This window comes from Flavobacterium sp. I-STPP5a (genome assembly GCF_009764685.1).
Taxonomy (GTDB): Bacteria; Bacteroidota; Bacteroidia; order Flavobacteriales; family Flavobacteriaceae; genus Flavobacterium.
The window spans coordinates 95039-120925 of record NZ_VHLM01000004.1; the positions used below are offsets into that span (position 1 = coordinate 95039).

At 34.1% G+C, this 25887-nt stretch carries 26 protein-coding genes; 11 read left to right on the plus strand and 15 right to left on the minus strand.

Going from position 1 to position 25887, the window contains the following annotated elements:
• Window positions 1-228: 228 nt before the first annotated feature.
• Complete coding sequence (locus FJV36_RS00675; RefSeq protein ID WP_158729072.1) at window positions 229-3096, minus strand: TonB-dependent receptor; 2868 nt, start codon at window positions 3094-3096, stop codon at window positions 229-231.
• Window positions 3097-3391: 295 nt separating this feature from the next.
• Between FJV36_RS00675 and ychF the strand changes: the two genes are divergently transcribed.
• From ychF to FJV36_RS00710, 7 genes are all read left to right on the plus strand, one after another.
• Window positions 3392-4486, plus strand: a complete 1095-nt coding sequence (gene ychF / locus FJV36_RS00680; RefSeq protein ID WP_144892409.1) for a redox-regulated ATPase YchF — start codon at window positions 3392-3394, stop codon at window positions 4484-4486.
• Between the two features lie 520 nt (window positions 4487-5006).
• Window positions 5007-5537: an NADPH-dependent FMN reductase gene (locus tag FJV36_RS00685; protein ID WP_158729073.1), complete on the plus strand. Its 531-nt coding sequence runs from the start codon at window positions 5007-5009 to the stop codon at window positions 5535-5537.
• Between the two features lie 147 nt (window positions 5538-5684).
• Window positions 5685-7553 carry a DNA topoisomerase IV subunit B gene (locus FJV36_RS00690; RefSeq protein WP_158729074.1) on the plus strand — a complete coding sequence of 623 codons (1869 nt, stop codon included), beginning with the start codon at window positions 5685-5687 and terminating at the stop codon, window positions 7551-7553.
• 118 nt (window positions 7554-7671) lie between these two features.
• On the plus strand, window positions 7672-8082 hold the full coding sequence (locus tag FJV36_RS00695; RefSeq protein WP_158729075.1) for a nucleotidyltransferase substrate binding protein: 411 nt from the start codon (window positions 7672-7674) through the stop codon (window positions 8080-8082).
• On the plus strand, window positions 8082-8381 hold the full coding sequence (locus tag FJV36_RS00700; protein WP_158729076.1) for a nucleotidyltransferase family protein: 300 nt from the start codon (window positions 8082-8084) through the stop codon (window positions 8379-8381). The genes FJV36_RS00695 and FJV36_RS00700 overlap by 1 nt, the downstream gene beginning before the upstream one ends.
• A 78-nt stretch (window positions 8382-8459) precedes the next feature.
• A complete protein-coding gene (locus tag FJV36_RS00705; RefSeq protein ID WP_158729077.1) occupies window positions 8460-8639 on the plus strand; it encodes a hypothetical protein in 180 nt (59 codons plus the stop codon).
• 48 nt (window positions 8640-8687) lie between these two features.
• Window positions 8688-11375, plus strand: coding sequence for a DNA gyrase/topoisomerase IV subunit A (locus FJV36_RS00710; RefSeq protein ID WP_158729078.1), 2688 nt, complete (start codon window positions 8688-8690; stop codon window positions 11373-11375).
• 116 nt (window positions 11376-11491) lie between these two features.
• Here the strand turns inward: FJV36_RS00710 and FJV36_RS00715 are convergent, their stop codons facing one another.
• The 6 genes from FJV36_RS00715 to FJV36_RS00740 form a co-directional block, all read right to left on the minus strand.
• Window positions 11492-12268 (minus strand): TerC family protein, encoded by a 777-nt coding sequence (locus FJV36_RS00715; RefSeq protein WP_158729079.1) that lies wholly within the window; start codon window positions 12266-12268, stop codon window positions 11492-11494.
• Window positions 12269-12293: 25 nt separating this feature from the next.
• On the minus strand, window positions 12294-12668 hold the full coding sequence (locus FJV36_RS00720; protein ID WP_158729080.1) for a DNA topoisomerase IV: 375 nt from the start codon (window positions 12666-12668) through the stop codon (window positions 12294-12296).
• 172 nt (window positions 12669-12840) lie between these two features.
• Complete coding sequence (locus tag FJV36_RS00725; protein ID WP_158729081.1) at window positions 12841-13413, minus strand: pentapeptide repeat-containing protein; 573 nt, start codon at window positions 13411-13413, stop codon at window positions 12841-12843.
• On the minus strand, window positions 13413-13634 hold the full coding sequence (locus FJV36_RS00730) for a DUF6095 family protein (protein ID WP_158729082.1): 222 nt from the start codon (window positions 13632-13634) through the stop codon (window positions 13413-13415). The genes FJV36_RS00725 and FJV36_RS00730 overlap by 1 nt, the downstream gene beginning before the upstream one ends.
• A 57-nt stretch (window positions 13635-13691) precedes the next feature.
• Window positions 13692-14513, minus strand: coding sequence for an N-acetylmuramic acid 6-phosphate etherase (gene murQ, locus FJV36_RS00735; protein WP_158729083.1), 822 nt, complete (start codon window positions 14511-14513; stop codon window positions 13692-13694).
• A 209-nt stretch (window positions 14514-14722) separates the two neighbouring features.
• Window positions 14723-15175: an Lrp/AsnC family transcriptional regulator gene (locus FJV36_RS00740; RefSeq protein WP_158729084.1), complete on the minus strand. Its 453-nt coding sequence runs from the start codon at window positions 15173-15175 to the stop codon at window positions 14723-14725.
• A 158-nt stretch (window positions 15176-15333) separates the two neighbouring features.
• Here FJV36_RS00740 and FJV36_RS00745 point away from each other — a divergent pair, with 158 nt between their 5' ends.
• A complete protein-coding gene (locus tag FJV36_RS00745; RefSeq protein ID WP_158729085.1) occupies window positions 15334-16503 on the plus strand; it encodes a histidine decarboxylase in 1170 nt (389 codons plus the stop codon).
• 362 nt (window positions 16504-16865) lie between these two features.
• Here FJV36_RS00745 and FJV36_RS00750 read toward each other — a convergent pair whose 3' ends face one another.
• Entirely contained in the window at window positions 16866-17537 is a 672-nt protein-coding gene (locus FJV36_RS00750; RefSeq protein WP_158729086.1) for a ZIP family metal transporter, read from the minus strand.
• Between the two features lie 2 nt (window positions 17538-17539).
• Window positions 17540-18304, minus strand: a complete 765-nt coding sequence (locus FJV36_RS00755) for a bifunctional 2-polyprenyl-6-hydroxyphenol methylase/3-demethylubiquinol 3-O-methyltransferase UbiG (RefSeq protein WP_158729087.1) — start codon at window positions 18302-18304, stop codon at window positions 17540-17542.
• A 69-nt stretch (window positions 18305-18373) separates the two neighbouring features.
• On the opposite strand from FJV36_RS00755, the gene FJV36_RS00760 reads away from it, so the two are divergent.
• Window positions 18374-19579: a class I SAM-dependent RNA methyltransferase gene (locus tag FJV36_RS00760; protein WP_158729088.1), complete on the plus strand. Its 1206-nt coding sequence runs from the start codon at window positions 18374-18376 to the stop codon at window positions 19577-19579.
• A 49-nt stretch (window positions 19580-19628) separates the two neighbouring features.
• A complete protein-coding gene (locus tag FJV36_RS00765; protein ID WP_158729089.1) occupies window positions 19629-19865 on the plus strand; it encodes a hypothetical protein in 237 nt (78 codons plus the stop codon).
• A gap of 85 nt (window positions 19866-19950) precedes the next feature.
• Here the strand turns inward: FJV36_RS00765 and FJV36_RS00770 are convergent, their stop codons facing one another.
• From FJV36_RS00770 to rlmD, 3 genes are read right to left on the minus strand one after another with little or no spacing between them, the layout of a single operon-like run.
• Window positions 19951-20808 carry a DUF6048 family protein gene (locus tag FJV36_RS00770; RefSeq protein ID WP_158729090.1) on the minus strand — a complete coding sequence of 286 codons (858 nt, stop codon included), beginning with the start codon at window positions 20806-20808 and terminating at the stop codon, window positions 19951-19953.
• A complete protein-coding gene (locus FJV36_RS00775) occupies window positions 20774-21295 on the minus strand; it encodes a DUF6452 family protein (RefSeq protein ID WP_158729091.1) in 522 nt (173 codons plus the stop codon). Before FJV36_RS00775 ends, FJV36_RS00770 begins: the two co-directional genes overlap by 35 nt.
• 37 nt (window positions 21296-21332) lie before the next feature.
• Window positions 21333-22745, minus strand: a complete 1413-nt coding sequence (gene rlmD, locus FJV36_RS00780; RefSeq protein WP_158729092.1) for a 23S rRNA (uracil(1939)-C(5))-methyltransferase RlmD — start codon at window positions 22743-22745, stop codon at window positions 21333-21335.
• Between the two features lie 442 nt (window positions 22746-23187).
• Here rlmD and FJV36_RS00785 point away from each other — a divergent pair, with 442 nt between their 5' ends.
• On the plus strand, window positions 23188-23598 hold the full coding sequence (locus FJV36_RS00785; protein WP_158729093.1) for an OsmC family peroxiredoxin: 411 nt from the start codon (window positions 23188-23190) through the stop codon (window positions 23596-23598).
• Window positions 23599-23653: 55 nt separating this feature from the next.
• Here the strand turns inward: FJV36_RS00785 and FJV36_RS00790 are convergent, their stop codons facing one another.
• From FJV36_RS00790 to FJV36_RS00800, 3 genes are all read right to left on the minus strand, one after another.
• Complete coding sequence (locus tag FJV36_RS00790; RefSeq protein WP_158729094.1) at window positions 23654-24295, minus strand: SGNH/GDSL hydrolase family protein; 642 nt, start codon at window positions 24293-24295, stop codon at window positions 23654-23656.
• A 103-nt stretch (window positions 24296-24398) separates the two neighbouring features.
• Window positions 24399-25286, minus strand: a complete 888-nt coding sequence (gene cysM / locus FJV36_RS00795) for a cysteine synthase CysM (RefSeq protein WP_158729095.1) — start codon at window positions 25284-25286, stop codon at window positions 24399-24401.
• Window positions 25287-25508: 222 nt separating this feature from the next.
• Window positions 25509-25787: a DUF2752 domain-containing protein gene (locus tag FJV36_RS00800; RefSeq protein WP_233264571.1), complete on the minus strand. Its 279-nt coding sequence runs from the start codon at window positions 25785-25787 to the stop codon at window positions 25509-25511.
• Window positions 25788-25887: the final 100 nt, after the last annotated feature.

The following is a 25887-nucleotide window of genomic DNA, read 5'->3' on the forward strand; positions in this document are numbered from 1 at the left end:
TGACAAAAGAGATAAGTTGTTATGGAATTTCGAGCATAAATTGTATAATTTACAGTAGCTATTATTTGACTTTGTGAAAGTTGATTAATCGTCAATCTTAAGATTTAAAAATTTCGAAATAGCCCGATTTTTTAAAACTATTTGGATGTATTTTATCCTGAAAAGAGTTTTTGTTCCAAAAAAAAAGGACCATCTTTCGATAGTCCTTTAAAACAATATTTTTAAAATTTAGAATTTGTAGTTCAAAGATAAATTGAACATAGTTCCTAATTGACTAAAATGAGATCCATCATAACTAGTTATTGGGTAACGACCATTGAACGTTATGTTATTATATTCGTTCTTTAATAATGCTGGATTGTTAACTATCGCATTTGCTGATGCAGAACCATCAGATTTAATACTGAACTTAGGAACTACATTGAAAATGTTATTCATGTTAAAAGAGATAGTTACTTCTTTAGTAGCTGAAAAAGTAACACCTAAATCAGTAACTTGAGCTGTTTTAAATTGTGAATACAAACCTGCATTGCTAAAATCCGCTTGTTTGAATTTAGTGGTTCCAAAAGTTGTATTGTTTAATGAAAGACTCCATTTACCTATTTCATAGTTTGCTCCAAAAATTGTTTTGAATTTTGGTCTTGATGTGAACATTAATGCATCCTGTGTTGCATTGAATACCGTTTGTCCTGCTAGAACTGGATTTTGCCCAGATGTTAATAATGTTTGTCCTGGATAAATTGCAGTAGCAGAAGTTCCAAGGTTTTGCACACTTGTAGGGTTTTTTACTGCGCCATCAATTTGATTTTTGATTGTGTAGTTTCCTGATAAATTAAATCCTAATTTACCTTCTCCTAAAACAATGTTTCTGTACTCTACTACATAATCAATACCTGAAGTGATAGAGTTAATTCCGTTTACGAAAAATGCTTTTGAATTCTTTCCTTCGTATTGATTGTATTTGGGGCTTGACGGATCTTGGCTTTTTCTTCCTGCTTCGAATGCTACTAAATTACCTAGAACAATACGGTCTGTAACGCCAATTCTATAGTAATCTACTGTTAAATTTAAGTTTTTGATTGGTTTAGCTCCGAATCCAACAGAGATGTTTGTTGATTTTTCTGGAGTTAATTTTGGAACTCCGTAACCTCTAGCTGTTGTTGAAACGTTATTTACAATTCCAGTTACAGCAATAGTTCCACCTTGAAATGTAGATTGTGATTTTTCAGTATAAATTTGGTGTAATGATGGTGCTCTAAATCCTGTAGAAACAGATCCTCTAAATGTTAGTTTATCATCTCCGATTGCTTTAACACTTGTACTTATTTTCCAAACATTAGCTGATCCAAAATCACTGTAGTTTTCATGTCGTGCAGTACCGTTTACCAACCATTCTTTGACAATGTTAGCACTAATGTCTGCATAGAACCCAATGTTGTATCTGTTAAATTTTCCAGAATTTTCAGGGGTATTACCTTGAAATGAATCTGCTCCTACGCCAGCATAAGATTGAAAATCTCCTTCAAGAATTTCAAAGTTTTCGGTTCTAATTTCTGATCCAAAACCAATTGACACGTTATCTGTCACCTCTTTTGTGATGTCTAAGTTTCCAACAATATGATTAAAAGCAGTCCCTCCTGGTTTAAAAGTATTTTGGCCAGTGTATCTCGTTTGGCTTGCGTCAGTATAAACAAAGTCTGTTAAAGCATTACTACCTAAGCCTCCAACAGCTGCTAATTGTTGAGGGTTGAGATCACCATATGTTGATCTATTGTTTGAGTTTGTAACAGAATAAGTTTGTGAATTCCCCCCAATAGTTACCGATGCATCTGTAGTCCATCCGTTTCTATTTGTTTTAAATCCTAAAGTTGCATTGTAATCATTTAGGTCTCCAATAAATGTAGGTGAATACCCTTGGTATGATGCAGCTGTTCCATCTCCAAATAATGAAGGTAAATAAGGAAAATCTGCTGCTTTTCTCCAATATGGTGCTCTGTAGTTAGCAAATGAATTTACTTTCTTGAAGATATAGGCAGCATTATAATACATTTCAGTATTGTCACTTAATTGTGTTCCTCCGTTGATTTCGAACTTAGCTGCAGCAGTTTCTGGTGCGCCATTAACGTTTCCACCATCTGGTTTTAATTTCAAGAATGCTTGCGTAGTTGCTAAAGGTACGCCCCAGTAACTAGCTTCGTCTTCAGCACTCAAAATACCTGGTCTGTTGGCTAATGCTGTTTTAGAGAAATCTACTGTGTAGTTCAAAAATCCTTTTTCACCAACTTTTGTTCCATTGTTTACACTCACTCCATACATTTCACCGTCTCCTTCTCCAGTAATTCCAGTTCTTACTGTTACAGAGCCACCGTTAGTATTCTTTTTTAAGATGATATTCATTACACCTGCAATTGCATCTGATCCGTATTGTGCCGATGCACCGTCACGAAGGATTTCGACTCTTTCAATAGCGTCAGTAGGAATTGCTGAGATGTCTGCACCTGTTTCACCACGTCCAGGAGAGGTTTGCGTGTACACTAGTGAACTCATGTTTTTACGTTTCCCATTAATAAGAATCAATGTTCTACTAGGTCCCATGTTTCTAATTTCGTACGGATCAAGTAGAGAAGTCGCATCATTTACGGGTGTTTGTACCGTATTAAATGATGGGATTTTGTATTGCAAAGCCTTGTCAAAAGTAGCTTGACCTGTAGCAGCTAAGTCTTTTGATGATAATACATCGATAGGTAGCGCTGAAGTCGTATTACTTCTAGGCGCAGTTCTAGACCCTACAATTACAACTTCATCTAGTGCTTGTCCATCATCTTCTGATAAAACTACATTAATTATAGCTTCTGTTGTTGCTTTTTCTACTTTGTTGAAGCCTATGTAACTAAAAACTAATGTCGCTCCTTCATTTACTTTGATTTTATATGAACCTCCTGAATCAGTAGAAACTCCATTTTTTGTTCCTTTTTCTACGATGTTTACTCCTGGTAACGAATTTCCAGAATTGTCCTTGACTACACCTGATATTTGCTTTTGAGCAAATACAAACGAGACGTTTAATAGGATTAATAATAATGCGATTTTTTTCATAATAAGCTGTGTTTTATTTTTGGTTTACTTTTAAATAGACCGCAATATAATTTTTTTTTAACAAAATATTAGTACTATTTATATTTTTTTTGAAAAAATATCAGGTTGTTAGTAATGCTATCTTTTAATTATTGAAAACAGTATTAAAATGGTATATTTGCAAACTTTTAAAGCTAAAAAGCTTGATCTAATAAGATTTAATGCTTGATAGCTCAAAATTTAAAACTCATAAGAATCTTGTTTGCCATAAAATGTCTCACAGGTTTCTGTTAAAAAAATAAAATAGTATTTACAGATGAAAGCAGGAATTGTAGGGTTACCTAATGTTGGAAAATCAACTTTGTTCAATTGTTTGTCAAACGCAAAAGCGCAAAGTGCTAACTTTCCTTTTTGTACCATAGAGCCAAATATTGGCGTTGTTAATGTACCAGATCCAAGAATCAATAAACTAGAGGAATTGGTAAAGCCAGAGCGCGTACAAATGGCTACGGTTGATATTGTTGATATTGCAGGTTTAGTAAAAGGAGCTAGTAAAGGAGAAGGTTTAGGGAATCAATTTCTAGGAAACATTAGAGAGTGTAACGCTATTATTCACGTTTTGCGTTGTTTTGATAATGATAATATTGTTCACGTTGACGGTAATGTAAATCCCATTCGCGACAAAGAAACTATTGATATTGAGTTGCAGTTAAAAGATTTAGAAACGGTTGAAAAACGTTTAGAGAAAGTAAATCGCGCTGCAAAAACGGGTAACAAAGAGGCTCAGACTGAAAAAGCGCTTTTGGATCGAATCAAAGATACTTTATTGCAAGCTAAATCCGCTCGAACTATTACTCCTCAAGGAAATGACGAGGAAGTTTTGATGGAATCGTTTCAATTGATTACTGCAAAACCAGTTTTGTATGTGTGTAATGTGGACGAAAACTCTGCTGTAAATGGAAACAAATATGTTGACCAAGTTCGCGAGTTAGTAAAAGATGAAGATGCAGAAGTAATTATTTTATCTGTAGGTGCCGAAGCTGACATTACAGAGCTTGAAAGCTACGAAGAGCGCCAAGTTTTCCTTGAAGATATGGGATTGTCAGAGCCAGGAGCATCCGTTTTAATTCGTGCAGCTTATAAATTATTAAAACAACAAACCTATTTCACGGCAGGTGTAAAAGAAGTTCGTGCTTGGACCATCAATATCGGTTCAACTGCGCCACAAGCTGCGGGAGTAATTCATACTGATTTTGAAAAAGGGTTTATCCGTGCCGAAGTTATTGCTTACGAAGACTACGTGCAATACGGTTCTGAAGCTAAATGTAAGGAAGCTGGAAAATTTAAAGTAGAAGGTAAAGAATATGTTGTAAAAGACGGTGATGTAATGCACTTTAGATTCAACGTCTAATTTTTAAAATTGAAAAGTGAAAAGTCGAAAGTTAGTAATAGCTTTCGACTTTTTTTATGGACCTAATCCAGCTTTCCGCTTCAAGATTTTTCTATAAAGCCACTTTTTCTAAGACCTCAAAGGAGCTTCCTGCGGTTGCTCTTTCAGGTCAAGAAAAAAACAGTGGCTTTACATAAAAATGCTTTCCGCTACAATCTGGGGTATTTGTATAGGTGTTTAAAGTTTAATTAAAATTATCAGAAGGCGCATTGATAATTAACTTTGTCATAAAATCTATTTGTTGTACATTTAGAAAAACAATCTTATGAAAATAGTAACCTTTGGCGCAAGCAACAGTAAAAATTCTATCAATAAAAAACTGGCAATTTATGCGAGGGCACTGAAAAAGTCCCTATTTTCAAAAATCATTAAAAAAAGTGATTAAATAAGGCTTTGATTTTATTTAATCGTCTTTTTTTAGTCAAATTTAATCTTCTTAGATTACAAGGGGTTTGTAATAACTAAAAGGAGCGAAACCATTGTGTTTTCGCTCCTTTTTAGTTATTTTCATTTTCCTTATTCGAGGGACTTTTTCAGTGCCCTCATTTATGCAGCGCATCTTTTTGAAAATGCAAACGTAGAAGTTCTGGATTTAAACGATTTTCAAATGCCTTTGTTTTCTGTTGATTTGGAGATTGAAATCGGTCAGCATGAGGTAGCGAAAGCATTTTTAGCTGCAATTGCAACGGCTGATGTATTAGTGATTTCTATGGCGGAGCACAACGGCAATTATAGTGCTGCTTTCAAGAATTTTTTTGATTGGAGTTCTAGAATCAACGGTAAAGTTTTTCAGGATAAACCTATGTTACTTTTGGCTACTTCGCCAGGAGCTAGAGGTGGCGCTAGTGTTTTAGAAATTGCAAAAATTGCTTTCCCGCGTTATGGTGCCACTGTAAAAGCAACTTTTTCGTTACCTAGTTTTGATGCTAATTTTGATACTCAAAAAGGAATTATAACTAACGGCGAATATGATATTAAGCTAAAGTCATTGATTGGCAGTTTTAGAGCGTAAAGTAAAAACAGCTTGTCAATATTATTCTTGATAACTTTGAGGCTTTGAATTTTTAAAATTTATCATATTACACTACATTAGCACATTCTAGTGCTTTGCGTAAAGTAAAGCCCGAAATGAACGAAGTTAAAATCCACAAATTTTAAAATGTCCAATCAAAATCAATATACCGAAGATAATATTCGGTCCTTAGACTGGAAAGAGCATATTCGCATGCGCCCCGGAATGTACATCGGGAAACTGGGTGATGGCTCCTCGCCAGATGATGGTATTTATATCCTGTTAAAAGAGGTTTTAGACAACTGTATCGATGAATTCGTTATGGGTTCTGGTAAAACCATTGAAGTGAGCATCAAAGACAAAACGGTTTCGGTGCGTGATTACGGGCGAGGTATTCCGTTGGGTAAAGTAGTTGATGTGGTTTCGAAAATGAATACGGGTGGTAAATACGATTCCAAAGCGTTCCAGAAATCAGTAGGATTGAACGGTGTGGGTACCAAAGCTGTGAATGCACTTTCAAATTATTTCCGTGTAGAATCGGTGAGAGAGGAAAAACAAAAAGCCGCTGAGTTTTCAGCTGGAAATTTGGTCCTTGAAGAAGATATTATTGATACTACGAAACGCAAAGGAACAAAAGTAACGTTTACGCCAGACGAAACCATTTTCAAAAATTACAAATTCCGAATGGAATATGTGATTAAAATGGTGAAGAATTATTGTTACTTAAACAATGGTTTGACGATTATTTTTAATGGTGAAAAGTACATTTCAGAAAACGGACTTCGTGATTTACTAGAAGAAACAATAAGTGCCGATGATCTGGAATATCCAATTATTCACTTGAAAGAACATGATATAGAAATTGCACTTACCCACAGTAAAACCCAGTACAGTGAGGAGTATCACTCTTTTGTAAACGGACAAAATACCACACAAGGAGGGACACACTTAGCAGCTTACCGCGAAGCTATTGTAAAAACCATTCGTGAGTTTTACAATAAAAACTTCGAAGCTTCAGATGTTCGAAAATCTATTGTGAGTGCCATTAGTATCAAGGTGATGGAACCTGTTTTTGAGTCGCAGACTAAAACTAAATTAGGTTCGACAGATATGGGTTCGGATGATGGAAGTACACCAGTCTCGGTGCGTACTTTTGTTAATGATTTTATCAAAAATAAGTTAGATAACTATCTACATAAAAATCCACCCACGGCAGAAGCGTTATTGCGCAAAATTTTGCAGGCAGAGCGGGAGCGTAAAGAGTTATCTGGAATTAGAAAACTAGCTACAGATCGTGCTAAAAAAGCCAACCTACATAACAAAAAATTAAGAGATTGCCGTGCGCACTTGCCAGATACTAAAAATCCTAGAAACTTAGAAAGTACACTTTTTATTACCGAGGGAGATTCGGCTTCTGGATCCATTACCAAGTCGCGTGATGTGAATACGCAAGCCGTGTTTAGTTTGCGTGGAAAGCCGCTGAACTCATACGGAATGAGTAAAAAAATTGTGTACGAAAACGAAGAATTCAACTTGCTGCAAGCCGCTTTGGATATTGAGGACGGTCTCGAAAAGTTACGTTACAACAACATTGTAATCGCTACAGATGCCGATGTCGATGGAATGCACATTCGATTGTTGTTGATTACCTTCTTCTTGCAATTTTTCCCTGAACTAATCAAAGAAGGACATTTGTATATTTTGCAAACGCCACTTTTTAGGGTGCGAAACAAGAAAGAAACCATTTATTGTTACTCTGAAGAAGAAAGAAGAGAGGCAATCGAAAAACTAAAACCAAAACCAGAAATAACCCGATTTAAAGGATTAGGAGAGATTTCACCAGATGAGTTCAAGAATTTTATTGGAGAAACCATTCGCTTAGATCCTATTATGATGGATAAAAATACGTCGATTGAGCAGTTACTTTCTTTTTATATGGGCAAAAATACGCCAGACCGACAAGAGTTCATTATCAAGAATTTGAAAGTGGAGTTGGATGCTTTGGTTGAGGAATGATTTTAGTTTAAAGTGGAGGTTTAAAATACTCCTTTTTAAAATTAGTTAAGTTGAGAAAACTTTCAGTTAAGAATTGGAGAATTGTTAAGTGATTATATTTCTAAAAAAATAGTGAGATATGGATAAGCAGGATGTTCGTTGGAAACAAAGGTTTGAGCATTTTGTCAATGCTTTTAAACAATTAAAAAATGCAAAGCAATTGCGTGCAGAAAGAGATTTTACCGAATTAGAGTTACAAGGAGTTATTCAAGCTTTTGAAGTTTCTCAGGAATTGTCTTGGAAAGTCATGAAAGATTTTCTGGAAGAACAAGGTAAAACAGATTTGTTTGGAAGTAAAAATGCAGTTAAAGAAGCATTTAATGTCGGACTAATTGAGAGTGGTGATGTTTGGTTTGATATGATAAAAAGCAGAAACTTGACTTCTCATATTTATGATCATGCTGAGATAATTGCAATTTTGGATACTATTTTGAATGTGTATGTAGCTGCTTTTATAAGTTTTGAAACGAAAATGAAAAACTATTTGTAATGTTTGGTATTTATCCCAAAAGTTTTCAAGAGATACAAAGTATTATCAAAGATTGTCCTTCAATTGAGGAAGTACTTATTTATGGGTCACGTGCTAAAGGAAATTACAGAGAGGGTTCGGACATTGATTTAACCATATTAGGAACGCCAACTACAGCAGATTTTAATAAGTTATGGCATGATTTAGATGAAAGTTATGTACCCTATAAATTTGATATTTCGATTTATAATGATTTAAAATCAGATAGTTTAAAGGAGCACATCAATAGAGTTGGAAAAGTATTTTTTAAAAGAGAATAGAAGTGTTTCTTATTCAAGCAAATGTATCAATTCAGTTGCACTAACAAGATTGAACAAAATTTATACAAAGTCAAAATCATGATCAGAAATACTTTAATCATAGGCTCAATTTTTACTTTAACAGTATCAGTTTTATTTTTTATTCATGTATCAAATGATCATAAAGAATGTGATGCAATTGTTAAAAAACACTTAGATGCAAACGGAAAGAAAGTTGAAGTTGTGGAACATACTTGCAAAGAAAACAATTCTATTTAGCAACATAATTGAAAATATACAGAACGACTATTCAATAGAATATATTTAATGAAAGACGAAGAAGACGAAAATACAATTCCTGAGGGACAAGAAAATGAAGATGTAAGTAACAACGCTGGTTTTGATGATATAAAAACTTCCAGTGCAATGCAGCATTTTTACGAAAACAATAACGAAGAAGGTGATACCATAACCAAGGTTACGGGCATGTACAAAGACTGGTTTCTGGATTATGCTTCGTATGTAATTTTGGAACGTGCCGTACCTGCTATTGAGGATGGTTTTAAACCCGTTCAACGCAGAATCATGCACTCGCTTAAAGAGTTGGATGACGGTCGTTATAATAAGGTAGCCAATGTAGTGGGGCACACTATGCAGTATCACCCACACGGAGATCAAAGTATTGGTGACGCCATGGTGCAAATTGGTCAAAAAGAATTATTGATAGATTGCCAAGGAAACTGGGGAAATATCCTAACAGGTGATGGTGCTGCGGCTTCGCGTTACATTGAGGCGCGTTTGTCTAAATTTGCTTTGGAGGTTTTGTATTCTCCAAAAATTACCGATTGGGGTGTTTCGTACGATGGTCGTCGTGCTGAACCAAACAATCTACCAGTTAAGTTTCCGTTGCTTTTGGCGCAAGGAGCAGAAGGAATTGCAGTAGGACTTTCCACGAAAGTGTTGCCGCACAATTTTAATGAGCTCATTGACGCTTCGATTAAAATATTAAAAGGAAAAGCGTTTACGTTATATCCTGATTTCATGACACAAGGTATTGCCGATGTGTCAAATTACAATGACGGATTGCGTGGTGGTCGTGTACGCGTACGTGCCAAAATTGCCCAGTTGGACAAAAACACGTTGGTCATTACTCAAATTCCGTTTTCGACTAATACAACCACTTTGATTGATAGTATTTTGAAGGCCAATGAAAAAGGCAAGATCAAAATCAAAAAAATTGAAGACAATACTGCTGCTGAAGTTGAAATTTTAATTCATCTTTTTCCAGGAGTTTCTCCAGATAAAACCATTGATGCTTTGTTTGCTTTTACAGCTTGCGAAACATCAGTTGCGCCTTTGGGCTGTGTGATTGAAGATAACAAACCTTTGTTTATTGGGGTTTCTGAAATGTTGCGCATTTCAACCGCAAGAACGGTTGATTTACTAAAGCAAGAACTCGAAATTCAACTCGAAGAATTAAAAAACAAGTGGCACTTTTCAACGCTAGAGAAAATTTTCATTCGCGAAGAAATGTACATTGATTTTAAATTGTATGGCGATAGAGAAGCGCTGTATACCTATTTGTACAACCGATTTGAGCCTTTTACGAAATCTTTTGTTAGAGCCATTAATGATGACGATTTGCAGAAACTAACGCAAATTCAAATGATTCGTATTACCCGTTTTGACTCGGATAAGGCTGATGACATGATTGCCAAGTTAGAGGACGAGATGAAGGAAGTAGAACATCATTTAGCTCATTTAACAGACTTTGCAATAGCGTATTTTACGAAATTGAAAGAGAAATACGGTAAAGGTCGCGAACGCCAAACCGAATTGCGCATTTTTGATGATATTGAAGCAACAAAAGTAGTGTTGCGTAACACTAAATTATATGTAAATAGAGAAGAAGGTTTTGTAGGTACAAGTCTTAAAAAAGATGAGTATGTCACAGACTGTTCTGATATTGATGATGTCATTGTTTTTCTAAGAGATGGAAAAATGATGATTACAAAAGTGGATGCAAAAACCTTTGTGGGTAAAGATATTATTCACGTAGCTATTTTTGACAAAAGCGACAAGCGTACGATTTACAACTTGATTTATCGCGATGGAAAATCAGGGCCTTCTTATATAAAACGCTTTAACGTATCGGGTGTTACGCGTGATAAAGCGTATGATTTAACCAATGAAACTGCGGGATCTCAAATCGTGTATTTTTCATGTAATCCAAACGGTGAGGCTGAGGTAATTACCATTTTGTTGCGCCAAGTGGGAACTATCAAAAAATTGAAATTTGATATTGATTTTTCAAATCTTGCCATAAAAGGAAGAAGTTCTAAGGGGAATTTAGCTACTAAATATCCAATCAAGAAAATAGAATTAAAAGAGAAAGGGATTTCTACACTATTGCCTCGTAAAGTGTGGTTTGATGATACGGTACAACGATTGAACGTAGATGGACGTGGTGAATTGCTTGGTGAATTTAGACCAAGTGATAAAATTTTAATCATTGCACAATCCGGTAAGCTCAAAGTGATAACGCCGGAGTTGACAACACATTTCGACCAAGACATGGTTGTTTTGGAGAAATGGAATCCTAAAAAACCTATTTCGGCCATTTATTTCGATGGAGAAAAAGAGCGCTACTACATCAAACGCTTTTTGGTAGAAACCGAAAACAAAGAGGAAGCCTTTATCTCAGAGCATGCTAATTCGCATCTAGAAATTGTTTCAACAGATTATAGACCTGTTGCCGAACTAGTTTTTGCAAAAGTAAAAGGAGTACAAAAAGAAAATCAAGTGGTAGATATTGAGGCTTTTATAGCTGTAAAAGGTTTTAAAGCCCTAGGAAATCAATTGACTACAGATAAGTTGAAACAAGTCAATTTGCTAGAATCACTCCCGTACGAGGAGCCTGTAGAGGAAATTCCAGAACCGATTGTTTTAAATGATGAAGATGCAGGACCAGTACAACTTGATGAAGATGGCCAAGTCACCATGAGTTTAGATTAATACAATATTCTCAAAAAAATAAATGCCCCCAAAACAGTTTGGGGGCATTCTTATTTATAAAAGATTCAATTTCAACATTCAAATCTCACAACTCACATCTCACCATTCACTTTTTACTATTTACTCTTGCTCTTATTCATTTTCATATTCAGTACTTCTACTAATAATGAGAACGAAATAGCAAAGTACAAATAGCCTTTTGGTACAGGTGTTACGTGACTTCCAAAGATTAAAGCGTTAGATAAATGAGCACTTTCAGTAAGTAACATCATTCCAATTAAAATCAAAAATGAAAGCCCAAGGATTTGAATAGAAGGATGTTTGTTGACAAAATTCCCAACAGGAACCGCAAATTGCATCATGATAAGTACCGAAATTATTACTGCTGTAATCATAATGTATAAGGCACCTTCAACACCATTTGTCATTCCTACCGCTGTCAAAATACTATCAAAAGAAAAAACCAAATCAATTAAGATAATTTGAAAAATAACGTTTTGAAATGATTTTGTTGCCGCTTTACCAAGTTCTTTTTCCTCATGTCCTTTCTCATCCACTTTTTCCCGAATTTCATTGGTACTCTTGTAAATCAAAAATAACCCACCACCCAGTAAAATTAGGCTTTGACCAGTAATTCCAGCCGAAAACCAACTCAACTCAATATGAAACCATGGTTCTTTCATTTGAATTAATAAATTAATACCAAACAAAAGTGCTATTCTCATGAACATCGCCAAGAACATTCCTATTTTAGTGGCTCTTTTGCGTTGTTCGATCGGTAATTTTCCAGTAGCAATAGAGATGAAAATGATATTGTCAATTCCTAAAACAATTTCAAGAAAAGTCAAGGTCAACAGGGCAATCCACGCATCAGGGTTTAAAAATACTTCCATTATATTTAGTTAGGGTTGATATCTATTAATTGGTAAGCTTCGTCACGGTTCCGCGCTGTTTAGCATCAGACCCTACCATTCCAAACTCAAAGGTATAGGAATTTTTTGATGTCGTCAAGATTTTCATGCCAATGGCTTTTTCTTCGGCCATGTTTTTTGGATGTAATTTCTGCAAAATATATTCACAGTCATTTACCCAACGAATACTTGCGGTATCTGTTTTTCCTTCAAAAGTCTCAATTTCTATGCTAGCATTGCGTTCAAAGAAGGTGGTTTTTTTAACTCCATTTACTTCATATTCAAACTTAAATTTACCCGTTTTAAAATCCTTACAATTTCTATCTGCATCATAGCAGGACACGAGGAGTAGTAAGGTCATGAGTAGTATTATTTTTTTCATTTGTTGTTTTTTATAGTTTTTTTTTAACCTAATCCAGCTGTTTGTTGCAACTCATAAGACTGTAAATCTTTTTTTCTAGTGCCATAAAAGGAGCTTCCGTTGGTCGCTCTTTTAAGTCAAGAAAAAAATAGGTTTCCAGTCTTATGGGTTTTCACTTCCATCTGGGGTAAAATTAGTGTATTTTAATGTCATATTTGTCTAATAAACCGCTAATTCCTTGTGTTGAAAACTTTGCTTTTTTCATCGGATTGAACTCTGGATCTATGCTGTAATCTGTGGCTTTAGTAAATTCACAACCAGCTAATTGCGTGTTGTTAAACAGCGCTCCTTGTAGCGTACTGCCATTAAAATTGGAACCCGTTAAATTGGTTTCAGAAAAATTAACTTCTTTCAACGAACAGGAAATAAACTTGGTTTTAGGCATCTTTTTATTGGTAAAAGAGGCATAATCCAAAACGCATTCTTCAAACTCTACTTGGAATAAAAAATCATCACATTCATCAAACAAAATCCCTAATAGTTTACAGTTTTTAAAGTGTACTCCCTTTAAACTAGCACTAGCTAATCTCGTCATAGAAAGATTACAGTCTTTAAATACACAATCCATAAAGGTAGCATTGGACAAAACCGCATTTGATATATCACAATTTAAAAAAACACATTCTTCAAATTCTTGATTGCTTATCGAGTTGTCAAACGGATTTGTTTTTTCAAATGTTTTTTGAAGTTGAATATTGTTTTTCATTAGTCGTTAAATAAGCTTTTCATAATGGTTTTTAACCCTACATACATTAGGTACATGGCAATAAAACAAACAATTACGCCAACGCTTAATACTAGATAATGCCAAATGTTTTGCTTATTCATAAAAGCATTATGAATTATTACTGGGCCTAAAAATAATAATGGCAAGGCACCTGCTAAATACCTTATCCCTTTTGATAATAATTCTCTATTTGTAGCCATTGTTTCTTTTAAAATTTAAGGTTTGAAGCTTTTGAAAATGCAAAAAAGGTACAAGTACTATCTTAATTGAGCTAGATAAAAATCTACAGCTTTTCTAACGCTTCCGTATTTTTTTAATAATTCTGCACCTTCTTCGTAAGTAACCGGAATTTCGTCCATGATCATCTTTACGCCGCGGTCAACCAGTTTGCTATTGCTGAGTTGCATGTCAACCATTTTGTTGCCTTTTACTTTTCCTAACTGAATCATGGTAGCAGTCGATATCATGTTGAGCACTAGTTTTTGCGCTGTGCCGGCTTTCATGCGTGAACTTCCTGTAACAAATTCAGGTCCTACAATTACTTCAATTGGGAATTTCGCCGTTTGTGACAACGGACTTCCAGCATTACAAGAAATACTTCCTGTTGTTATGTTCTTCTCATTGCACGCCTCTAAACCAGCAATTACATAAGGTGTGGTTCCCGAAGCTGCAATTCCTATAACAACATCTTTTTCATTTATTGCAAAAGCTTGTAAGTCAATCCAGGCTTGCGTAGTATGGTCTTCGGCATTTTCAACAGCTTTACGAATGGCTGCGTCACCACCAGCAATAATCCCTACAACTAAATCAAATGGAACGCCAAAAGTAGGTGGACATTCAGAGGCATCAAGAATTCCTAATCTTCCTGAGGTTCCCGCTCCTATGTAAAATAAACGACCGCCTAATTTCATTTTAGTTACAATTGCAGTGACTAAATTTTCAATTTGTGGCAATGCTTTTTCAACAGCAAGAGGAACTGTTTTGTCTTCTTGATTGATATTTGACAACAATTTCTGAATTGACATTTTTTCTAAATGTTCGTACTTTGAGGATTGTTCGGTGGTTTTAGTGAAAGTCATTTTTAGTATAATTGGACAAGTCCAAAATTAACCTTTTTTATCACATTCTCGAAATTTCAATAGTAAAGTAGTAAAGATTTAATTTTTTTTATCAGGACATATACAAAGATATTGTGTGCATAAAGAATTAAAAAAAAAGAACCACTAAATACTTGGAATGTTCAAAATATGTTGGTTTGTCTGTTTGTATTTTTCACAAATATTCCTTTCTATAAGGAGTAAGCAATGTCATTTTTTATTTCCTCCATAACAAAGGAACTTTGCACGTTAGAGATCCCTTTTATTACTGATAGTTTGTCAATGATAAACTTCTGGTATTCGTTCATGTCATTTACGACAATTTTTAATAAAAAATCATAATTCCCTGAAACATGAAAACATCCCATTATTTCCGGTAATGTATTGATTTGTGTTTTGAAATCATCGATCAATTCTCTCGAGTGAATGGCCAAGGTGACTTGACAGTATACACTGATTGATTTTCCAATTTTTATGCCGTCTAATAGAGCAACATATTTTTTAATGTATTGCTTTTGTTCTAATTTCTTTATCCGTTCAAAAGTAGGAGAGACTGATAAGTTCACTTTTTCGGCAATTTCTTTGGTGTTTAACTTTGCATTTTGTTGCAAAAGCATTAATATTTTTTTGTCTGTTTCATCCATACCAGAAAAATTATCTTGTTTGAAAAATTTAATTGAAGTGTTTCAATATTAAAATTCTTTAATTAGGTCTAAATTTAGAATTTTATTTCAAAGATCATTCAATATGCAGTATTTTGTTTCAATAGATGTAGTTTTGTGCTAATAAAATACTTAAAAAGATGAAAACAATTTCAGGTTCATTATCAGAGCAAGATAACCAACGGTTAGCGATATTGGAGCAGTTTATTGAAAACGCAAGAGATAATTTCTTGGGTTATCCTGTTTCAAAAGATTTTGATTATTCGGAAATCAATCATTTCTTAAAATATCCGATTAATAATTTGGGGGATCCATTCGAAGACTGTACTTATAAAGTTCAGACCCATGAATTAGAAAGAGAAGTTGTTGGTTTTTTTGCAAAAATGTTTCGAGCGAATCCAAAAGATTATTGGGGTTATGTAACTAATGGAGGATCAGAAAGTAATTTGTATGGTTTGTATTTGGCTAGGGAGTTATATCCAAAAGCAATGGTTTATTACTCTGAGTCGACCCATTATAGTGTTCGTAAAAACATTCATTTACTTAACATTCCAAGCATTGTCATCCGATCGCAAGAAAATGGCGAAATCGATTATACCGATTTTGAGAATACGCTAAAGATGAATCGGCACAAGCCTGCAATAGTATTGACCACTTTTGGTACGACCATGAAAGAAGGAAAAGACGATGTTTCTAAGATTAGAAATATTCTAAAAGGATTAGCAATACAAGACAGCTACATTCATTGCGATGCTGCTTTGTGCGGCAGTTACGGCGCTTTCATGGAGCCTCGTTTTCCGTTTGATTTTAAGGATGGTGCGGATAGTATTTCTATTAGTGGTCATAAATTTATTGGTTCACCCATACCAACGGGCGTAATTATTACAAAACGCTCCAATAGAGACCGAATCTCAAAGGGAATTTCATATATCGGTTCGCTGGACACTACCATTACGGGATCTCGAAACGGGCATTGTCCCTTGTTTTTATGGTATGCTCTTAAAAAAATAGGCGTTAACGGATTGAAAAATCGTTACCTAAATAGTTTAGAAATTGCCGAATATTGTGAGCAAAGACTAAAAGAAGTTGGGATTAATGCTTGGAGAAATCCAAACGCCATTACGGTGGTATTTCCTAAAGTGTCGGAAAAAATAAAATCAAAATGGCAATTAGCTACCGAAGGAGATATCTCGCACATCATTTGTATGCCAAATGTTACTAAAGAACAAATTGATAATTTCGTCTACGACGTCGAAAACTGTGTAGAAAAACCGGAAGAAGTATTTGAATTTGGTTTTAGCGATTCATAGATCGTCATTACTTAGTGATGGTATTTTAGATATATCCTATATGAAAGATTTAGTCTCTGTTGTTTATTCAGAACGTTAGTTCTTGTATTTTTTTTTTTTTAGAGTAAAGCGGAACAAAAAATGCATTGAGAAATGTTTTTAAGTCCAAATTGTCTTGTTCTCAATACGATTTTCTTCTCGAGGCTTCGGGGTAAAATCACTCTAATTGACGAAAATTATAATTAAAGACTATTTACGTCCAATAAGTAATGAATTAATATCTATGTTTTTGATTTATAAATAACTACATCTAAAATTTAGTAAAAAAAGCAGAGAAACAAATTGAGAAATGATATTATTTTTCTGCTTTTTTGGTTACAAATTTATATAAAATACGCCAAGGCAATTCCTATTACAATCATTGAGACTTTAGCAATATTGAACTTGTGCCCTTCGCTGCTTTCAAAAATAATGGTAGATGAAATATGGAATAAGATTCCAATCACTATTGCTGTGATTTGGGTGGTATATTGTTTAATAAATGGCAAATAATCAGATGCGAGTGTACCTAGTGGCGTCATGATGGCAAAAGTAATCATGAAGGCAAAAATGGCTTTTGGATTGAGATGGGAATTAATAAAAAACGTGGTCAAGATGATCGCAATAGGCAAATGGTGTATTGCAATACCAATGGCTAAATTATCATGTTGTTGACCCACAGGAAAACCTTCTAAAAAAGCATGAATGCATAAGCTGATGAACAATAACCATGGAATGTGATGCATGTTTTCATGTCCATGTACATGCCCGTGCTCTGCACCTTTGGAGAAAAACTCTAATATGATTTGGAATAGAATTCCTAACATGATAAAGATTCCAATATTGCTTTGATTGCTTTCGTATACCTCAGGAAGCAGGTGCATTACCGTTAACGACAATAAAAACGAACCACTAAAAGCTAAGAGTAACTTTAAGTTGGTTTTGTTTTTTGGTTTTAATATGGAGGCAATGATATACCCTAAAAGTACAGAAAGTAAAGGTAAAAGGTAATTCATTGTTATTTAAAAATCATTATCAGTCGTTCACTATCTGTTTTATGGAATTTTTTCAGTTTATAATCCCCAAAGATGTCCAAAAGATAAATTCCGGCTTGGTCCATTAATACTTCAAAATCTGGGAGTGTCAGTGCTTTTACTTTTTCGGTGAAATGAAATTTTTGACCTTTGTCCTCGAAGTTAATTTCTTTACAAATATGACCGTCTTTCAAATAGCGTTTGATATGAAAATCGATTCCTTCAACTGTTTTAGTTTCTTCTGGTACCAATGTTTCTAGTACATGATTTACATTCATAAAATCAATCACTGCAAAACCATATTCTGACAAGCTTTCTTTGATGGCTATAAGCGTTGTCAGGTTGTCTTCGTCGTTTTCAAAATAGCCAAAACTGGTGAATAAATTAAATATGGCATCAAATTTTTCTTCAAAAGGTTCACGCATGTCATGAACTTTGAATTGTAATTTTTCATTAGTATTTTTACTCGCTTCGGCGATGCTATTTTCAGATAAATCGGCTCCTAGAACGGTAAAACCCAATTGATTTAAATATATTGAATGACGGCCTTTGCCACAGGCTAAATCAAGGACTTTAGCATTTTCTGGTAAATTTAGATAATGGGTAAGATTGTCCATGAAAACTTGAGCCTCCCTGCAGTTTCTATCCTTGTATAAAATGTGATAATAAGGGGTGTCAAACCAAGAGGTGTACCAGTTTTCAGTTGATTTGGGTTGATTTTCAAGGGATGTATTTTGAGATGCAGACATTTATTCTTTTTCAATTAATTCGATTGATGCAAATTTAGTGTATTTTTGCAACGAATACTTGATTTTACAATGGAAAATAATTATAAAATGATTGCCAAAACCTTTTTTGGTTTTGAAGAAATACTAGCAAAAGAATTACAAAACCTAGGCGCACAAAATGTAGAGCAAGGGGTAAGAATGGTTAGTTTTAAAGGTGATAAAGGATTTATGTACAAGGCTAATTTATCCTTGCGTACCGCTTTAAAAATATTAAAACCCATTTATTTTTTTAAGGCCAATAATGAACAAGGATTATACAAAGGTATTGCGGGAATAAACTGGTCTAAATTATTGAATGCTAACCAGACTTTTGTTATTGACACCACAGTACATTCAGAATATTTTAATCATTCTGAATTTGTTTCTCAAAAATGTAAAGATGCCATTGTAGATCAGTTTAGAGAAAGAACAGGTCAACGACCAAGTATTGATAAGATTCACCCTGATTTAAGAATTAATATTCATATAGATAAAGACCAAGTATCTGTAGCTTTAGATACATCTGGGAATGCACTAAACCAGCGTGGATATAGAACTGCAACTAACATTGCACCTATAAACGAAGTTTTGGCAGCAGGGATTTTATTACTTTCTGGTTGGGATGGTCAAACAGATTTTTTAGATCCAATGTGTGGATCAGGTACTTTCTTAGCCGAAGCAGCTATGATTGCGTGTAATATTCCAGCTAATATCAACCGTAAACAATTTGCATTCGAAAAATGGAACGATTGGGATAATGATTTGTTTGACGCCATTACGGATAGTTTATTGAAACGTGTACGTGAGTTTCATTATACCATAAAAGGTTATGACAAAGCTCCAAGTGCAGTTCAAAAAGCGAAAGACAACATCAAAAATGCCAATCTAGACGAATACATTTCAATAGAAGATCAAAACTTCTTTGATACTGAGAAAACTTCTGAAGGTAAATTGCATATCGTATTTAATCCACCTTATGATGAGCGTTTGGATATTCATATGGAGGAATTTTATAAGAATGTTGGCGATACTTTAAAGAAAAATTATCCAGGTACAAATGCTTGGATGATTACTGCAAACCTAGAAGCATTGAAACATGTAGGTTTAAAACCATCTAGAAAAATTAAGCTTTTTAATGCAGGTCTTGAGGCTCGACTAGTGAAATATGAGATGTATGAAGGTAGTAAAAGAACAAAGTTTGCTTCGCATGTTCGCTCAGAGGATTCAGATCAGACTACAAAAGATAGTGCTGAATAAGTAATGTTAAATTTTTTACTTTTTCAATAAAACTTTAAGACGTATAAAAATGACAAAAAAACAAATACAAGCATTTGTATATCAACTAGCAAGCTTTGCAGTTTTATTTATCGCTGGACGATACGCCATTGATATGTATACTAATTTAACTGGTTTTTGGATTCCAATAACGGCATTTGTAATAGGGACATTAGTAGCTCCAAAGTTTCAAGCCGTAAAAACCAAAGACGGTGAGAAATTGTATATGAAATGGATTTTTATTAAAGGATTCAAAGAAATAGGGTAGTATAGGAATTTTATTTTAACCATAAACCGCACATTTACTAATTACTTTTTTTAAGTTCTGTTAGTGAATGTGCGTTTTTTTTATGCTACTTTTTTGGTACTACAACTGGTTTTATTCTCTTTTTATAGATTGGAACAAAGTACGTTACCGTATAATTGAATCCTACTCCAAAGCTACCATCATACGTCCTGTTAAATCCCGGAATGTATAAGTTAGAGAAATTCTCTGGTTCTTTATTAGTTACCAATCGATTCAAACGGAGGCTAAATCCCATAAAAACATTGTTAAATACTTTTGCTTTTATACCTGCAACAACTTCAATCCAACTGGCTGACAAACCATTAAATTTTTGTCCTGAGTTTATAATTGGTGTTTCTTGAAAGTATGGATTTGAATTATATATGCGGTAATTGTTTAACTGCTGATTAAAAGTGCTAAAACCATAACGAAGACCAATTGAAATAATGTTTTCCATATCCAGCCAGTTTTCATAGGCATTGTAATCAAAACCTGCTTTTAGGTAACTTCCTTTTGTGGTAAAGTTGACACGATCATCAGCTGTGGTTTTATTTTCGTTTCCAAGCTCGGCAGCTAAAAAGTACCTTTTTGTCAGTCTGTAATCACCCACAAGCTCTAGACCTTTGTAATCTTTGTCATAAAGTGCACGAGTTACTTTATACAAATCTAATCCTACACGAATTCCGTAACGATCAGCTTTTACTGGTATCGAGTCAGTCTTAACATTTGTTGGTAGTGCCGCATTTTTTGCTTTAGGAATGTTAGGAATGATTTGCTCTTTAGTTGTTTTTGTAGGCTCAACCGTTGTTATAGTGGATGGCTTTTTAATTTCTATTTTTTTTGTCGTTTCTTGTGCTTGAACACTAATTATCAGAAACAAAAGACAGATACTAAAAAAAGATTTTGATGTGTGCTTGATTTTCATTGTCTATGTTTCGTGTTACAACTTCTATAAATTTTATCCATTTTTGATTAGCTGCAGTTGCATCTGTATGAACAAATGGTGCTGCTTGATCTAATGTAAAAAGGGACTTGTATCCGCATGCTCTTGAAACAAAAAGTTCTTGTGTGGTGTAATTAAAACGGATAACATCCTCATCAACTAATGCTGGGTTTGCATTGCCTGAGTTTAGTGTAAACTTAAAACTGGTTGAAGTACCAACTGTTTTAAGTGGAATTGTAATTCTATTTGCGTTAGTAGTTGGACTTCCATTAAATAAAATGCCTTCAGTCTGTCCTTCACCTACTACTTTAAGACTATTCACATTTTTTTTTACAGATGGTTTTTCAAAATCGTAAAAATCAATTACTAATCTAGGAGTTGTAGGTGTTTTTGCATCACAAATATCGTCTTTTTCACAGCTTGAGAAAGATAGTGCTAGAGCAAATACGAATAAAATTATTTTTTTCATTTACATTGTAATGTTTTTCGTAACAGGGTTAAGGTGTCTATCTTCTTTCAAGTAAAACCACATTTTCTACGTGATGTGTTTGCGGAAACATATCCACAGGACGTACACGAGTTACCTTGTATTTTTCATCCATTAGTGCCAAATCACGTGCTTGAGTAGCCGAGTTACAACTTACATAAACCACTTTCTGTGGAGCAATTTTTAAGATTTGTTCTATTACATCTTTGTGCATTCCATCTCTCGGTGGATCTGTAATAATAACATCTGGGTGACCATGTTGTGCTATGAAATCATCGTTAAACACCACTTTCATATCTCCAACAAAAAATTCACAATTCGTGATCTCATTTCGAACGGCATTTGCTTTTGCATCTTTTATAGCATCTGGAACACTCTCTACACCAATTACTTTTATCGCTTTTTTAGAAACAAACTGGGCAATAGTTCCTGTTCCAGTATACAAGTCGTACACTACTTCATTTCCTGTTAAACCTGCAAAATCTCTTGTGATTTTGTACAACTCGTAAGCTTGGTCTGAGTTGGTTTGGTAAAAAGATTTGGCATTAATGCTAAATTTCAACCCTTCCATTTCTTCTAGAATGTAATCTCTTCCTTTGTAAAGCTTGATATCGGTATCGTACAGCGTATCGTTTGCTTTATTATTAACAACGTATTGTAACGATGTAATTTGCGGAAATTTTTCATAAAGATGATCTAAAATCAACTCTCTGTTGGCCTTGTCATTTTCGAAAAATTGAATCAATACCATAATCTCACCTGTTGAGGCTGTACGTAACATTAAGGTACGCAATAAACCTTCGTGTGCTCTGGGGTTAAAGAAAGTTAATCCATTTGCATTTGCAAAATCTCTAACTTCATTACGAATGGCGTTTGACGGATCTTCTTGTAAATGACATTTATTGATGTCTAGAATTTTATCCCACATTTTAGGAATGTGAAAACCAAGTGCATTTCTATTTCCTAAATCTTCAGTACTTTCAATTTCAGCTTCGGTTAACCAACGGCTATTTGAAAACGAAAATTCCATTTTATTTCTGTAAAAAAACTTTTTTTCTGAACCTAAAATTGATTCAAATTCCGGAAGTTCTATCTTCCCAATGCGTTGCAAGTGGTTTTTGACTTCGTTTTGTTTGAAAACTAATTGTTGATTGTAGTTCATGTTTTGCCATTTGCATCCTCCACAAACACCAAAGTGATCGCAAACAGGATCTACACGATGCTCTGAAAATTCATGAAAATGAACTGCTTTACCTTCATAATACGCTTTGCGTTTTTTGAAAGTTTGCACATCAACCACATCTCCCGGAACTACATTCGGGATAAAAACTACTTTACCATCCGGTGCTTTTGCAACCGAAACGCCTTTTGCACCAGCATCAAGGACTTTTATTTGATGAAAGACAACTTTGTCTGTATTTTTCTTAGCCATAGCACAAAAATAAGTGATTGATTGGTTTTATAAATTCAATTTCACAAATATTTTTAATTTTTAGTTAATTAACTCTTTTTTTCTACTTTATTGGCTAAATCTATTTTTGTCTAAAAGATTTGATATTTAAATCATTAGGGAGTTCTTAATTTATTTTTTTTTTACGAAATTAGAGAGCCTTTTAAATAGATATTTTGTAGTTTACTTATAATTTCCATTCCTAATTACAGTAGTATGATACTATATGAAAATTTAAACAAAATTTCTTTTTGTAGCTTTTTTTGGAATTCAAATTCCACTAATTGGTATTTCTGTACTGATATTTTTCAGGAAGTTTTTGTTGAACTATAGATACATGGCTAAAGTTACGTTAATTAATATTTTATTGGCAGGCACGTTTGCTTTGGTTTTGTAAATTTGGGATAACACTAAAAAAAGCATTATGAAAAGATACGCAACAGCACACTGGGAAGGTTCACTTAAAGAAGGAAATGGAACGCTTACTACTCAAACAACTACTCTTGATAAAACGCAATACTCCTTTAAATCACGTTTTGAAGAAGGTGTGGGTACAAACCCCGAAGAGTTAATAGCGGCCGCACATGCGGGTTGTTTTACAATGCAACTATCAACATATATTAGCGAGGGAGGATTCGCTATTGAATATATTGAAACAAAATGTGACATTGATTTTGTAGATGGTGTCATTGCCACATCTCATCTTACGGTTGATGCAAAAATTACAGACATAACAGCAGATGCTTTTCAAGAATTAGTTCAAAAAGCCGAAAAAAATTGTCCAGTTTCTAAGGTTCTGAACGCAACAATTTCTAGTACCGCAACACTATTGTAAACTAAAAATAGTTTCACAAAAAACTCGAGTTGTACACTCGAGTTTTTTTTATGGATTAAATTTCCAAAACTTTTTGAATTGCTTTTTCAACTAGAGGACCAATTACTTGATATCCTGTTAAGTTGGGATGTACACCGTCTGGGCCATATTCTTTTTTGAGTCCGTTTTTCTCATCTTTCATTTCATTAAAATAATCAAGATAATATATGCCGTTTTCCAAGGCGTATTTTTTTATCAAAAGATTCAAGGCTATAATTTTTTCAGCAGGAAATTGATTGGGTCTCCAAGAAAAATCATAAGCAGGCAAAACAGAACATAAAATGACTTTTATTTTATTGGCTTGAGCCAAGGCTACCATTTCAAAAATAGTTGTAGCAATACTTTGGATCGAAGTTGGTCCAGTATTTCCGGCAATATCGTTTACACCACCAAGTATGACAACAACAGCAGGGTTTAAATCTAAAACATCAGCTGTAAACCTGTTGAGCATTTGAGGTGTTGTTTGGCCACTAATGCCGCGGTTGATGTACGGTTTTAATTCAAAAAAACTCGGATTTATTCTGCTCCAAAACTCAGTAATGGAATCACCCATAAATACAACTCTCTTTTCTTCAGCTGGGGATGGTTTAAGTTGTAAATTTTGTTCTTGGTACTTTTTTAAATTGGCCCAGTCTTGAGTTTGTGTTTTTTGCCCCATGATGTATCTTGCTTCTATTATACCAATTGGAAAATTATGTCTTGATTTAAAATAAAAATTTTAAGACTAAATTTTTTTCATAGTACTGCATTGATTTTTAGAATTAATCAAATAAATCTGAAGATAAATAACGGTCACCACGATCGCAAATGATTGCTACAATAACACCAGATTCTAAAGTTTCAGCAATTTTTATCGCAGCAGCCACTGATCCGCCACTACTCATTCCTGCAAAAATTCCTTCTTCAAGCGCTAATCGTTTGGTCATGGCTCTGGCTTCTTGCTCTGAAACTTCAATAACTGAGTCTACTTTTTTGGCATCAAAAATTTTAGGCAAATATTCCTCTGGCCATTTTCTAATGCCTGGTATTTGCGAACCGTCACTTGGTTGCGCTCCCACAATTTGAATGGCAGGATTTTTTTCTTTTAAATAAGTCGATGTACCAATTATAGTTCCCGTTGTACCCATTGCAGATACAAAGTGGGTCACAGTTCCATCAGTATCATTCCATACTTCGGGACCTGTAGTATTGTAATGCGCTTTCCAGTTATCATCATTAGCAAACTGATTGAGCATGATATAGCCACCTTCAGCAACTTTTTTATCAGCATAATCTCTTGATCCTATAATTCCTGTTGCCGCTGGAGTTAAAATAACCGTTGCTCCATAAGCACGCATGGTTTGTGTACGCTCTATGGTAGAATCTTCGGGCAGTATGAGCTCAATTTCAATATTAAATAACTGTGCAATCATGGCTAGTGCTATTCCAGTATTTCCACTAGTTGCTTCTATTAGTTTGTCGCCTTTTTTTATGTCTCCTCGTTCTAATGCTGATTTGATCATGTTGTATGCCGCTCTATCTTTTACACTTCCTCCAGGATTGTTACCCTCAAGTTTCAATAATAGTTTTACATTTTTGTTAGCAATTAAGTTTGTAGATTCAACTAATGGCGTGTTGCCTATTAAATCTAGTATTTTATATGATTTCATGAGCTTATTGGATTATTAAAAAAGAAAGTTCCTATAGCAAAAGAGGAACATTCGACAAAATTTATTTCATTGGTTCAAAAAAGTGGTGCAAAGATATTGAACTAAAGTAAAATTATGCATTGGATTCAAGTAAACCTATTGTTGCAATTAGGAAACTTTGTTAAATAATTAATGTTTTTGCCACAGAAATTTACCCGTGTTAACCATTGTTTCAGTAATGTTTTACATCAAAAAGATAGTTTCAAAATGTTTGAAATAATAACCTGCAATCATAAAAACAGCATTTATGATTCCCGTTGTAATAATTAGGTTGCTGTATTTTCTTTTTTTGTCCAAAAAACTTAAAACACAACAAAGTATAAATAGTATTGAAGAGAATACTGCGGGATACATTTTAAAAGCGTTTGTAAAATCACCTTGTATCAATAAAAGTAAAGCTCGCTGAAAGCCACAGCCCAAGCATTCAATTCCAAAGATTGTTTTACTTAAACAAGGGAGCATGTATTTTTCTAAATTCAACTTTTTTCTTTTTTACAACTTTACAAATAAACAATAAACTTTTTACAAATTAAAAAGAGCAATTTAAAAATGATTACTTTTG

Excerpts from the sequence above, each read along its gene's own strand:
- murQ (WP_158729083.1), bottom strand. The coding sequence starts at position 14,513 with ATGACTTTCACTAAAACCACCGAACAATCCTCAAAGTACGAACATTTA.
- FJV36_RS00675 (WP_158729072.1), bottom strand. The coding sequence starts at position 3,096 with ATGAAAAAAATCGCATTATTATTAATCCTATTAAACGTCTCGTTTGTA.
- FJV36_RS00695 (WP_158729075.1), top strand. The coding sequence starts at position 7,672 with ATGGATAAGCAGGATGTTCGTTGGAAACAAAGGTTTGAGCATTTTGTC.
- FJV36_RS00760 (WP_158729088.1), top strand. The coding sequence starts at position 18,374 with ATGGAAAATAATTATAAAATGATTGCCAAAACCTTTTTTGGTTTTGAA.
- FJV36_RS00690 (WP_158729074.1), top strand. The coding sequence starts at position 5,685 with ATGTCCAATCAAAATCAATATACCGAAGATAATATTCGGTCCTTAGAC.
- FJV36_RS00700 (WP_158729076.1), top strand. The coding sequence starts at position 8,082 with ATGTTTGGTATTTATCCCAAAAGTTTTCAAGAGATACAAAGTATTATC.
- FJV36_RS00765 (WP_158729089.1), top strand. The coding sequence starts at position 19,629 with ATGACAAAAAAACAAATACAAGCATTTGTATATCAACTAGCAAGCTTT.
- FJV36_RS00800 (WP_233264571.1), bottom strand. The coding sequence starts at position 25,787 with ATGCTCCCTTGTTTAAGTAAAACAATCTTTGGAATTGAATGCTTGGGC.
- FJV36_RS00745 (WP_158729085.1), top strand. The coding sequence starts at position 15,334 with ATGAAAACAATTTCAGGTTCATTATCAGAGCAAGATAACCAACGGTTA.
- FJV36_RS00725 (WP_158729081.1), bottom strand. The coding sequence starts at position 13,413 with ATGAAAAACAATATTCAACTTCAAAAAACATTTGAAAAAACAAATCCG.
- FJV36_RS00730 (WP_158729082.1), bottom strand. The coding sequence starts at position 13,634 with ATGGCTACAAATAGAGAATTATTATCAAAAGGGATAAGGTATTTAGCA.
- FJV36_RS00720 (WP_158729080.1), bottom strand. The coding sequence starts at position 12,668 with ATGAAAAAAATAATACTACTCATGACCTTACTACTCCTCGTGTCCTGC.
- FJV36_RS00770 (WP_158729090.1), bottom strand. The coding sequence starts at position 20,808 with ATGAAAATCAAGCACACATCAAAATCTTTTTTTAGTATCTGTCTTTTG.
- FJV36_RS00705 (WP_158729077.1), top strand. The coding sequence starts at position 8,460 with ATGATCAGAAATACTTTAATCATAGGCTCAATTTTTACTTTAACAGTA.
- cysM (WP_158729095.1), bottom strand. The coding sequence starts at position 25,286 with ATGAAATCATATAAAATACTAGATTTAATAGGCAACACGCCATTAGTT.
- FJV36_RS00775 (WP_158729091.1), bottom strand. The coding sequence starts at position 21,295 with ATGAAAAAAATAATTTTATTCGTATTTGCTCTAGCACTATCTTTCTCA.
- FJV36_RS00710 (WP_158729078.1), top strand. The coding sequence starts at position 8,688 with ATGAAAGACGAAGAAGACGAAAATACAATTCCTGAGGGACAAGAAAAT.
- FJV36_RS00715 (WP_158729079.1), bottom strand. The coding sequence starts at position 12,268 with ATGGAAGTATTTTTAAACCCTGATGCGTGGATTGCCCTGTTGACCTTG.
- FJV36_RS00785 (WP_158729093.1), top strand. The coding sequence starts at position 23,188 with ATGAAAAGATACGCAACAGCACACTGGGAAGGTTCACTTAAAGAAGGA.
- FJV36_RS00750 (WP_158729086.1), bottom strand. The coding sequence starts at position 17,537 with ATGAATTACCTTTTACCTTTACTTTCTGTACTTTTAGGGTATATCATT.
- FJV36_RS00755 (WP_158729087.1), bottom strand. The coding sequence starts at position 18,304 with ATGTCTGCATCTCAAAATACATCCCTTGAAAATCAACCCAAATCAACT.
- FJV36_RS00740 (WP_158729084.1), bottom strand. The coding sequence starts at position 15,175 with ATGGATGAAACAGACAAAAAAATATTAATGCTTTTGCAACAAAATGCA.
- rlmD (WP_158729092.1), bottom strand. The coding sequence starts at position 22,745 with ATGGCTAAGAAAAATACAGACAAAGTTGTCTTTCATCAAATAAAAGTC.
- ychF (WP_144892409.1), top strand. The coding sequence starts at position 3,392 with ATGAAAGCAGGAATTGTAGGGTTACCTAATGTTGGAAAATCAACTTTG.
- FJV36_RS00790 (WP_158729094.1), bottom strand. The coding sequence starts at position 24,295 with ATGGGGCAAAAAACACAAACTCAAGACTGGGCCAATTTAAAAAAGTAC.